Origin of the sequence: Tepidiforma sp. (assembly GCF_034433535.1) — a bacterium.
Lineage (GTDB): Bacteria > Chloroflexota > Dehalococcoidia > Tepidiformales > Tepidiformaceae > Tepidiforma.
The window spans coordinates 1-10,018 of the sequence record NZ_DAOUAO010000120.1; the positions used below are offsets into that span (position 1 = coordinate 1).

Here is a 10,018-nt window from a genome sequence, read left to right on the forward strand (position 1 = left end):
CCGCTCCACCACCCGGACCAGCCCGCGCGCTTCGAGCCGCTCCAGGTGGCGCGGCTCCGCGCCGATCTCCCTCAGCTCTCCCAGCCCCGCCTCCCCGGCCTCCGCCAGCTGCCGAAGAATGCGCGCCTCCACCGAACTCGGCTGCTTCCCGGCCAGGCGATCCGCCTCCGCCCCGGCTTCCTCCGGCTCGACCGCCAGTTCCACGCGCCGCTCTACCCGCGGCCGACCGGCTGGCCGCGCCAGGCCCTGCGCCACGCTCACCATCCCTGCCTCCTGCAGGCGCTGGAGGACCGCCATCGGCACCGGCCCCACGCCCTCGCGCAGCCGCTCCAGCGAGACCCGGCCGTGCTCCGCCAGGAACTGCAGGATGGCCTGCTCCTTCGGCGTGGCGGGCAGCAGCGGCGGCACCTCGACCGGCGAAACCATCGTCACTGGTTTCTGACCAAACCCCGCCGGCAGCATGCAGGCCACACACTCCCAGAGCGGCGCCAGGTACTCCTCCGAAAGCCATCGCGCCAGCGCGATGTGCGCGGCATCGAGCAGCGGCTCCGGGTCCATCACCGCGCTGATCGGCCGCACCGCCTCCACCGGGCTCTCTTCCGCCAGCTCGAGCACGATGCCCTGCAATACCCGCGGTCCGAACGGCACGAACACCGCCATGCCGGGTTCGACTCGCATCCCCTCCGGGATGGCGTAAGTGAACCCGCGTCGGGCCGGCTGCGTCGTGTGCACCGCCACCTCCGCGAACCGCGTCCCGGGTCCGGGGACAATCGCAGCATGCTCCCGAGGCAGGCCCTCTCCCGGCATGCGCATATGGTAGCCGTGCCGGTCAGCGAGCCCCGTCGACCGCCTCTTTCGCGAGGGGGCCGCGCCCGGGCGCGACCGGTTCGGCCACCGCGGCGCCTCGTGTCAGCCACAGGAAGAGCGGCACCCCGGCCGCAATGACGCCTCCGCCGAACATGAAGGCCGCGGCCAGCCCGTACGCGTCGACGATGAGACCTGAGACGAGCGAGCCCGCAACAATGCCGATCCCGTTCGCCGCCGAGCTGATGCCCAGCACCGTCCCCATCCCCGCACGGCGCCCCGCCACCACCTGGATCGCCCCGGCCGCCACCATCGCCAGCGACGTCGATGCCCCCATCCCCAGCAGCACCCCTACCGCCAGCGCGTAGGTTGGCACCACGCCGAGGCTCGCCAGCAGCGCCGCGTAGAGGAGCAGCCCGCCAGCGACCAGCAGCCGCCGGTCGCGGCGGTCCGCCACCCGCCCGAACAGCGGCTGCGCCAGCCCGCCGGTGATGTCCTGCGTGGCGAACGCCACCCCGATCATGATGGGCGTCGCCCCGATGCCCTGCTCCAGCCTCAGCGCGAGGAAGCTCAGCGTGGCGCCAACCGCGATCGCAATCAGCCCCGCATGCAGCGTCACCGCCAGGACGACACGCTCGGTCAGCGCCGACCGGAACGAGCTGTTCTCGCTGGTGACGGTGCCCCCGGCCCGCCGGATGGCCCGCCGCTCCAGCTCGGCCGGGCTGTGCCGCGGCAGCCACATCAGCAGGATGAGCGCCGAGAGCCCCATCATCAGGGCCATCGCCGCAAACACCGACCGGAAGCCCAGCAGCTCGCGCAGCACCCCGGCCACGAGCGGCCCCGTCCCGAACCCAACCACATCGGCGGTCGCGAACACCCCCAGCCACCGCCCCTCCTGCCCGCGCGGCGTGAGATCGCCCACGTGGGCCCGCGCCACCGAGAAGATCAGACTCGTGCCCAGGCCCGAAAACGCCCGGAAGGCGATGACCTGGTAGAAGCTCCCCGCGGTCAGGTAGCCCAGCGCCGCGACCAGGTACACCAGCAGCCCGGCGATGATGAACGGCTTCCGTCCGAACCGGTCGGAGAGCCGCCCCGCGAACGGCCCGACGAAGGTTTGCACGATCGCGAAGACCGAGAACGTCAGCCCCAGCCACACCCCGGTGGCCCCCAGCTCCTCTGCGAACACCGGCAGCAGCGGGCTCACCATCGAAATGCCCATCGTCGCCACGAACACCGAGATGTACAGCGCGACGAACGGACGGGACCGCATCCCAACCATCCTACCCAAGGCCCAGTTAACCCGCTCCGTGAGCCACCACCGGGCCGGTGCTACACTCCGGGGAGCCCCCATGCCCCGGATCGCCGCTCCATGAAGATCTTCGATGTCCACGTCCACTTCCCCCGCAACTGGGAAAACCCCGACGAAGACCAGGCCCCCATGGTCGACCGCCTCGCCGAAATCGCGGTCAGCGTCGGCATCACGAAGGCCTGCATGCTCACCGGCGGCCGCTTCGGCCCCACCTACGAGCGGGGCATGGAAATCCTCCAGAAGTACCGCGATCTCTTCATCCCCGTCGCCGTCATCGACCCTGAGGAGATCGGTCCCGCAGAGGTCCATCACCTGTACGAGATGGGTTATCGTGGCCTGAAGCTCATCGGGGTCCAGCGCCCCTACGACGACCCGGATTACCTGCCCACCTACGCCGCAGCAGAGCGTCTCAACATGCCCATCCTGTTCCACATGGGGGTCATCGGCGGCGGTGTGGACTACTCCATCACGCACCCGCGCCGCAGCGCCGCGGCCGCCCAGCTCTACCAGCGCATGCTCGCGATGCAGGACCGCATGCCTCCCCGCAACGTCTCCGCTGCGCGCATGTCTCCCCTCCACCTCGATACCATCGCCAACCGCTTCCCGAAGCTGAAAATCATCGGCGCGCACATCGGCAACCAGGGCAACTACGATTACGCCGCCTCCGTGGCCCGCTGGCGCCACAACGTCTGGTTCGATATGAGCGGCGGCGAGACCATCGAACGCCACCTCGTCGAACGCAAGCTGCTGGCCGCCAACTCCCAGGGCGAATTCGGCGTCGAAAAGCTCGTCTGGGGCAGCGACTGCGGCATGGACGAAATCGGCGAGCACATTCGCCGCTTCCAGGTCATGTACGAACAGCTCGGCCTCACTGAAGATGAGCAGGAACGCCTCTGGTGGCGCAACGCCGCCGAGATTTACGGCCTCGAACAGCCCACCTTCGCTGTGGAATAGCCCTCTGTCCATCGAGCAAACCACCCCGACCTCCGCGCCCGTCGGAATCCTCGCCCGCATCGTCCTCCTCGGCCTTGTCGCCGCGGGCGGCCTCCTCGCCTCCGTCACCCTCCAGCCGCCGCTGCCCTGGCTGCCGTGGCTCACTGCCGCCCTCGTCGGCTTCGCGGGCGACGGCATCGTCCGGCGTCACCCGGAGTGGCCGGAGGGCCGCCCGGTCGATGCCATCGTCTCCGCCATCCTCCCGGCCCTCGCCGCCCTGGGCGCCGCGCTCTTCATCGACCGCTTCGTCGACGGCTACGCCCGCCCTGCCCTTGCCGGGTTCGCCGCGCTCACCGTCGCTGCCGTCACCTTCGGCGCCTACCAGACCGTTGACGTCAGGGCGCGCCTCTACGCCCCTTTCCGCCTCGTCATGGCGGTCGCGACCTACGTGGTCGCCTTTTCGCACGTCCTGGTGCTCGTCGACGGCGACCTCCCCCTCCCCGCTTCGGCTGCGCTCGTCGGCCTCGTCACCGCGCTCCTCGCCATCGAACTGCTCCGCGAAAGCCGCATTACCGGCCCTGCCCCCTTTCTCGTCAGCCTTGCCATCGGCCTCAGCCTCGCCGAACTCCGCCTGGCCCTCTACTACTTCCCGCTCGATGGGCTCCTCGCCGCCGCGCTCCTCATCATCGCCTTCTACCTCGCCACCGGGATCGTCCACCACCTCCTCGACCACGACCTCCAGTGGTCGACCGCCGCCGAGTACGCAGTGGTAACCCTCGTCACCGCTGCCGCCGTCGTGGTCGCTCGCCTTTCAGTCTAGGCAGCCGCCCCGCTGGTGCGCCGGTCATCGGTGCCGCCGGGCACCGGCCAGCCGGCCACGAGCTGCATCCGCTGGATGCCATGGGAACGCATCACATGGCGCTCCAGCCAGGCGCGCTCGGCACCCGCCCCGGCCGCGAAGCGCGCTCCGCAAACTGGACACATCGTCATCTGCCTCACCTCCCTTCTCCCGTGAAGTATCGTCCGCCAACTGTGAACGAACCGATCAGGGGTCGCCCTCGTCTTCCCTCCCGTAGCGCCCGATCTCGCCTTGCTCCACCGTGCCACGCCCGCCAACATTCCCCGGGTGACCACCCTCACCATCTGCTCCTGGAACGTCAATGGCCTGCGCGCCACCCTCAAGGGCGGCTACCTCCAGGACTGGCTCCGCGCCTGGCAGCCCGACATCGTCGGCCTGCAGGAAGTCAAGGCCACGCCTGACCAGCTCGATGACCACCCGTGGATTGAACTGGGCTACCGCGCCTGGTGGCACCCTGCGCAGCGTCCCGGCTACAGCGGCGCGCTCCTGCTCTCCAAACCTGAGCCGCTCGAAGTCCGCCTCGGGCTCGGCGTCGAACGCTTCGACGTCGAGGGCCGGGTGATCCAGGCCGACTACCCGGAGTTCACCCTCTTCACATCCTACTACCCGAACGCCGGCAGAGGCGAGGACCGCCTCCAGTACAAGTTCGATTTTTACCAGGCCTTCCTGGACCGCCTCACCCAACTCCGCGATGCCGGGCGGCCCGTCGTCTTCATGGGCGACTTCAACATCGCCCACACCGAGATGGATGTCGCCCGCCCCCAGGAAGCCCTCAAGGGCACTGGATTCCTTCCCGAAGAGCGGGCCTGGATCACGCGGCTCATCGAGCACGGCTACATCGATACCTTCCGCTACCTCCACCCCAACCTGCGCGACGCCTACACCTACTGGGACCCCTGGCGCGACCGCCGCGCCCGCAACATCGGCTGGCGCATCGACTACGTCTTCATCTCGCCGGACCTCCTCCCGCACCTCCGCCGCGCTTTCATCCAGCCCGAAATCATGGGCTCCGACCACTGCCCCGTCGGCATCGAACTCGAGTTCTGACTCGCTCTTACCTTCGCGTAAAGGTAGAGTTCGCAACCATGGCACCCCGCTTCGTCCCGGGCGCCGATACCACCTTCCGCGCCCTCCGCCATCGCAACTACCGCCTCCTCTGGCTTGGCCAGACCGGACACTCCGCCACCCTCTGGATGGACCAGGTCGCCAGGGCGGTCCTCATCCTCCAGCTGACGGATTCCGCCGTCATGCTCTCGCTCGTCATCGCGACCCGCCTCGCGCCCATCCTCTTCTTCGGCCTCATCGCCGGCGCTGTCGCCGATCGTTACGACAAAAAGCGCATCCTCACCCTCACCCAGTGCGTTTCCACCGCCTGCCACCTCTTTATCGGCAGCATGGCCGTCACCGGGCTTGTCGAGGTCTGGCACGTTTTCGTCACGGCCGCAGTCGCCGGCACCGCGATGGCCTTCAATCAGCCAGTTCGCCAGTCGCTCATCCCCCGCACCGTCCCCCCGGAGGACCTGCTGAACGCCGTGGCCCTCAACTCCACCGCCCTGAGCTTCATGCGCATCGGCGGTGGCTCCCTTGCGGGGGCGCTCCTCATCGTCCTTGATGTCGGCGGCGTCTACCTGGTCACCGCCGGCATCTACGTCCTGGTCATCATCACCACCCTCCTGATGCGCTTCGAAGGCCCCGAGCGGACCCGCCCCCGCCGCGATACCGGCCTCTTCGCCGACCTCGCCGAGGGCTTCCGCTACATCGCCTCCCAGCCCGTCCTCGGCATCGTCACGGCGCTCTCTCTCATCCTGTTCATCCTCGGCTTCCCCTACCAGCAGGTGTTCGTGCCGCTGCTCGCCACCCGCACCCTCGACCTTGGGGACTCCGGCGTCGGCTTCCTGGCCGGGGCGACCGGGGTCGGCGCCTTCGCCGGCTCCCTCTTCGTCGCCTCCCGCTCGAACATCGCCCGCCCCGGCCTCCAGCTGATGATCAACATGCTCATCTTCGGCGGCGCACTCGTCGCCATTTCGCTCCAGTCCACCGTCTGGCTCACCGCCCTGCTGCTCGCCGTGGCCGGCAGCATGACCGTCACCTACATGGCCTTCACCAACGGGATCCTCCTCTCCAACTCCGACCCCGAGATGCACGGCCGCGTCATGTCGCTCCTCAGCCTCGACCGCGGCCTCATCCCGCTCGGCGCAATCTTCGCCGGCTTCCTCGTCCAGGCCATCGGCGTCCGCCCTGGCCTCTTCGCCCTCGGCGCGCTGATCATCTTGCTGAGCTCCACCGTGCTGCTCCTTTTCGGCCGCCGGCTCGCCGCCATCACCTCCGCAGGCGCAGCCCGGGGCCATGGCGCACCCCCGCTGGAGCCGGGCCCCTCGGCCAGCCCATCGCCGGTGGCCGGGCGAGCTCCCAACCTTTGACCCCGCGCCCGTCCCTTCGTATGGTGTAGCGTGGAGCGGCGCCGCGGCAGCCTGGCCGTGGCGCAGGCGCAGGGTCGGGGTGTAGCGCAGCCTGGTAGCGCACTTGAATGGGGTTCAAGAGGTCCCGCGTTCGAATCGCGGCACCCCGACCATCCTCAGCTTCCCGTAGCTTCCCGTGCTGAGCCCCGTACCCTATTCGACGACGATCTTCCCGGTCGTCGCACCGCATTGGTACGTGTACGAAAGCCCGGGCTGGTCGAAGTCCCGCTGGTACTCGCCGGTCGTCTGCTCCGGCGATTTCTGACCCGCCAGCATGATCGCGACCGGGTTGGTGGTGCCCTGCCACTTCCAGACCACGCGCGTCCGCGCCTTCACCGTCACGTTCGCCGGGTCGCAGCCCTGGTCCGTCACCTTGATCTCCTGCACCGGGCGTTCAGCCTCGGGTGTTGGCGTCCCGATGCTCGGGTTGACGTTCTCCAGCTTCACGTCCGTGGAATCGCCGCCCCCGCCGCACGCCGCTCCCGCCAGCGCGCTCGCCAGCACTCCTGCAATCAGCAGCCCGAGCTTTCCCTGTCCTCGCATGCTCACGAACCCCCTTGCGCCGCAAGTATTGATGGCGCCGAATCCTACCATCGGGGAGGACAATGCAAGGGAAGTAGTTCAGGCCGCGTTCGTTAAATCGAAGGGTTGCTGAGCGTTACTCCACCCGGTGCCGCTGCACAAACCGCCCGATGCGCTCCAGCGCGCGCTCGATCTGCTCGAACCCGCTCGCGTAGCACGCCCGCACGTGGCCTTCGCCGCACGCCCCGAACGCGCTGCCCGGCACCACCGCCACCCGCTCCTCCGCGAGCAGCCGCTCGCTGAACTCGAGGCTGCTCATGCCCGTCACCCGGATGTCCGGGAAGGCGTAAAACGCCCCGCGGGGCTCGAAGGTCGGCAATCCCACGGCCCGGAACCCGTCCACGATCAGCCGGCGGCGCCGGTCATACTCGGCCACCATCTCCGCCACGAAGGCTTCGCCCTCGTCCAGCGCCGCGATGGCAGCGTACTGCGAGGCCGTCGGCGCCGACATCATCACGTACTGGTGCACCTTCATAATCGCCTCGGCGATGGGCGCCGGCGCCGCCACCCAGCCCAGCCGCCAGCCGGTCATCGCATACGCCTTGCTGAACCCGCCGAGCAGCACCGTGCGCTCCCACATGCCGGGAATCGCCGCGAAACAGGTGTGCTCGCCGGCGTAGGTCATTCGGTCGTACAGTTCATCGCTGATGACCGCCAGGTCGTGCCGCTCCGCCACCTCCGCGATCCCCTCGAGGTCGGCGCGCTGCATCGTCGCTCCCGTCGGGTTCGCCGGGTACCCCAGCAGCAGCACCCGCGAGCGCGAGGTGATCGCCGCCTCCAGCTCCTTCGGCATCAGCCGGAAGTCATCCGATGCCCGCGTGGGCACCGGCACGAACGTCCCCCCGGCCATCACGGTCACCGGCATGTAGGCAACATAACTGGGGTCAGCGCAGAGGACCTCGTCACCGACATCCACCAGGGCGCGGATCGCCACGTCCAGCCCTTCGCTCGAACCCGACGTGATCACGATTTCCGTTTTCGGGTCGTAGCGGACCCCGTACAGCCGCTCCAGGTGCGCAGAGAGCCGCTCCCGCAGCTCCAGCAGGCCATAGTTTGAGGTGTAGTGGGTGTCGCCCCGCTCGATGCTCGCTATCGCCGCCCGCCTGATCGGCTCCGGCGTGACATAATCGGGCTCGCCCACGCCCAGCGAAATCACATCCTCGATCGTGCTCAGCAGGTCGAAAAACCGCCGGATACCGCTCGGCGGCACCGCCTGCATCCGCCGCGAGACGAACCGACCTGGCGCCCGGGCCGCTGTGACATCGATGCTCATCGTGTCTGCTCCTGTCTGCCCCCGCCAGCCTTCCAGTTCGTCGAAAGGCCGCCCTGGGGGCGGCCTTCGTGTTGAACCTTCGGATCCCTGGCTCCGACCGCCACCCTCACCGGCGCGCACGCGCGGCAGCAGCAGCCGCGGTAGCCAGGAGCGCAGCGAGGGTCGTCACCGGAACCATTCCCCCGTACTCTCCCCGCTCCGAACCATAACGTCAATACTGGCTTTCCCCAAGTTTGCCCTCGCCCACCGCCCCGGCGGGTGCCACACTGGCCCTGCAGTGGCCTCCATCAGCTATAACGACGTGCTCTACGAAGGCACCGCTGTCGAAGCCTCCCACCCGCGCCGCCTCGCCGCGCTCGCCCGCCTCTTCGGGGTGTCGGCGCCCCCGGTCGCCACCGCCCGCGTGCTCGAATTCGGCTCGGCCATCGGCGAAAACCTCGTCCCCATGGCCGCCGCGCTGCCCAGCGCCTGCTTCCTCGGCCTCGATAACGCCGTCCGCCAGGTCGAACGCGCCCGTGCCTTCGCGCGGCGCCTCGGGCTCAGCAACATCGAGTTCGAAGCCCGCGACATCCTCGAGGTGCCCGAATCCCTCGGCCCCTTCGACTACATCATCGCCCACGGCGTGTACTCCTGGGTCGCAGAGCCCGTCCGGCTGCACATGCTCCAACTCTGCGGGCGGCTGCTCGCCCCCGGCGGCGTCGCCTTCGTGAGCTACAACTGCTACCCCGGCTGGTACCTTCGCCAGCCGCTGCGCGAACTGATGCTCTTCGCCACCCGCCAGCTCAACGTGCCCCCGGGCCAGCTCATCGGCCACGCCCGCGCGATGGCCGAGATCGTCGTCCGCACCGCGCTCGACATCGAGGACCGCCTCCCCGGGGGGCCGCTCTACGCCCGCGTCCTCGCCCGGGAGCTCGACATCATCGCCGACCGTCCCGACGACTACATCGCCCACGAGCACCTCGAACCGATCAACACCCCGGTCTATTTCACCGAGTTCATCGCGCAGGCCGAAGCGGCTGGCCTCGACTACCTCGCCGACGCCCTCGTCCAGCGCATGGTCATGCCCGGGCTCGACCCGGCTGTCACCGCTGAGTTCGAACAGCTCGCCCCCGACCGAATCGAACGGGAGCAGCTGCTCGACTTCGTCCATGGCCGCACCTTCCGCGAATCCCTGCTCGTCCGCGCCGGGACCCCCATCGACCGGAATCCCGCGCCGGGCGCGCTCCGCGGGCTCGCGCTCCGCCTCCTCGGCGAGTTCATCGCCCCCGGCGAAGAGCGCTACGACCCCGGCCTGCCGAAGGTCCGCCATCCCGGCGGGATCCTCACCCTCCGCGACCCCGACCTCCTCGAGGCCATCCGCCTGCTCGACGCCGCCCGCCCGCGCGCGCTCCCTGTCGAACAACTCGCCGAGCGCATCGACCCGCGCCGCTTCTGGGACCGCACCGCGCCCAAGCTCCTCCGCCTGTTCTGGCTCGGCGCCATCCGCCTCGAAGCGGAGCCTGCCGCGCCTGCGGCGGCGCCCGGCCCGCTCCCGCGCGCCTTCGCCCCGGCCCGCGACCAGGCCGCGCGTGACGGCATCCCGGTTTCCATGCTGCACACCGTCGAAGATGTCCCGCCGCTCGCCCTCCGCCTGCTGCCGTTCCTCGATGGCACCCGCACCATCGATGACCTCGCCCGCATCGTCCACGAGCAGCTCGCCCCCAGGGCCGAGGATGAGGCCATCCGCGCGGCCGGGCTCTCCCTCGCCACCGCACGGGTCGCGGTGGTCGCCGCCCTCCAGTGGCTCGCCCGCCACGCCT

General features: G+C 69.4%; 9 protein-coding genes, 1 tRNA gene and 1 pseudogene. 6 read left to right on the forward strand and 5 right to left on the reverse strand.

The features are described from left to right. Together VAE46_RS06455 and VAE46_RS06460 are read right to left on the reverse strand one after the other, a co-directional pair. A pseudogene (locus VAE46_RS06455) lies at positions 1-807 on the reverse strand (hypothetical protein); the annotation flags it as partial. A gap of 22 nt (positions 808-829) precedes the next feature. Further along, a complete protein-coding gene (locus VAE46_RS06460) occupies positions 830-2,074 on the reverse strand; it encodes an MFS transporter (RefSeq protein WP_322796103.1) in 1,245 nt (414 codons plus the stop codon). A gap of 99 nt (positions 2,075-2,173) precedes the next feature. Between VAE46_RS06460 and VAE46_RS06465 the strand changes: the two genes are divergently transcribed. Together VAE46_RS06465 and VAE46_RS06470 are read left to right on the forward strand one after the other, a co-directional pair. Then, positions 2,174-3,067 carry an amidohydrolase family protein gene (locus VAE46_RS06465; RefSeq protein ID WP_322796104.1) on the forward strand — a complete coding sequence of 298 codons (894 nt, stop codon included), beginning with the start codon at positions 2,174-2,176 and terminating at the stop codon, positions 3,065-3,067. Next, positions 2,991-3,866 carry a hypothetical protein gene (locus VAE46_RS06470; RefSeq protein ID WP_322796105.1) on the forward strand — a complete coding sequence of 292 codons (876 nt, stop codon included), beginning with the start codon at positions 2,991-2,993 and terminating at the stop codon, positions 3,864-3,866. Before VAE46_RS06465 ends, VAE46_RS06470 begins: the two co-directional genes overlap by 77 nt. On the opposite strand, the gene VAE46_RS06475 is transcribed toward VAE46_RS06470, so the two are convergent. Then, entirely contained in the window at positions 3,863-4,036 is a 174-nt protein-coding gene (locus VAE46_RS06475) for a hypothetical protein (RefSeq protein WP_322796106.1), read from the reverse strand. The two genes, VAE46_RS06470 and VAE46_RS06475, sit on opposite strands and share 4 nt — an antisense overlap. A gap of 136 nt (positions 4,037-4,172) precedes the next feature. On the opposite strand from VAE46_RS06475, the gene VAE46_RS06480 reads away from it, so the two are divergent. From VAE46_RS06480 to VAE46_RS06490, 3 genes are all read left to right on the forward strand, one after another. Further along, complete coding sequence (locus VAE46_RS06480; RefSeq protein ID WP_322796107.1) at positions 4,173-4,952, forward strand: exodeoxyribonuclease III; 780 nt, start codon at positions 4,173-4,175, stop codon at positions 4,950-4,952. Positions 4,953-4,990: 38 nt separating this feature from the next. Continuing rightward, complete coding sequence (locus tag VAE46_RS06485) at positions 4,991-6,325, forward strand: MFS transporter (protein WP_322796108.1); 1,335 nt, start codon at positions 4,991-4,993, stop codon at positions 6,323-6,325. A 75-nt stretch (positions 6,326-6,400) separates the two neighbouring features. Next, positions 6,401-6,477: transfer RNA gene (locus tag VAE46_RS06490), tRNA-Pro, on the forward strand. A gap of 40 nt (positions 6,478-6,517) precedes the next feature. On the opposite strand, the gene VAE46_RS06495 is transcribed toward VAE46_RS06490, so the two are convergent. Further along, complete coding sequence (locus tag VAE46_RS06495) at positions 6,518-6,907, reverse strand: hypothetical protein (protein ID WP_322796109.1); 390 nt, start codon at positions 6,905-6,907, stop codon at positions 6,518-6,520. Between the two features lie 115 nt (positions 6,908-7,022). Further along, complete coding sequence (locus VAE46_RS06500) at positions 7,023-8,219, reverse strand: aminotransferase class I/II-fold pyridoxal phosphate-dependent enzyme (protein ID WP_322796110.1); 1,197 nt, start codon at positions 8,217-8,219, stop codon at positions 7,023-7,025. 277 nt (positions 8,220-8,496) lie between these two features. On the opposite strand from VAE46_RS06500, the gene VAE46_RS06505 reads away from it, so the two are divergent. Continuing rightward, positions 8,497-10,018: class I SAM-dependent methyltransferase (locus VAE46_RS06505; protein WP_322796111.1), on the forward strand; the 1,522-nt coding region annotated here is incomplete at its 3' end.

Coding starts and splice junctions, on each gene's coding strand:
- VAE46_RS06465 (WP_322796104.1), top strand. CDS start 2,174: ATGAAGATCTTCGATGTCCACGTCCACTTCCCCCGCAACTGGGAAAAC.
- VAE46_RS06485 (WP_322796108.1), top strand. CDS start 4,991: ATGGCACCCCGCTTCGTCCCGGGCGCCGATACCACCTTCCGCGCCCTC.
- VAE46_RS06460 (WP_322796103.1), bottom strand. CDS start 2,074: ATGCGGTCCCGTCCGTTCGTCGCGCTGTACATCTCGGTGTTCGTGGCG.
- VAE46_RS06470 (WP_322796105.1), top strand. CDS start 2,991: ATGAGCAGGAACGCCTCTGGTGGCGCAACGCCGCCGAGATTTACGGCC.
- VAE46_RS06475 (WP_322796106.1), bottom strand. CDS start 4,036: ATGACGATGTGTCCAGTTTGCGGAGCGCGCTTCGCGGCCGGGGCGGGT.
- VAE46_RS06495 (WP_322796109.1), bottom strand. CDS start 6,907: ATGCGAGGACAGGGAAAGCTCGGGCTGCTGATTGCAGGAGTGCTGGCG.
- VAE46_RS06500 (WP_322796110.1), bottom strand. CDS start 8,219: ATGAGCATCGATGTCACAGCGGCCCGGGCGCCAGGTCGGTTCGTCTCG.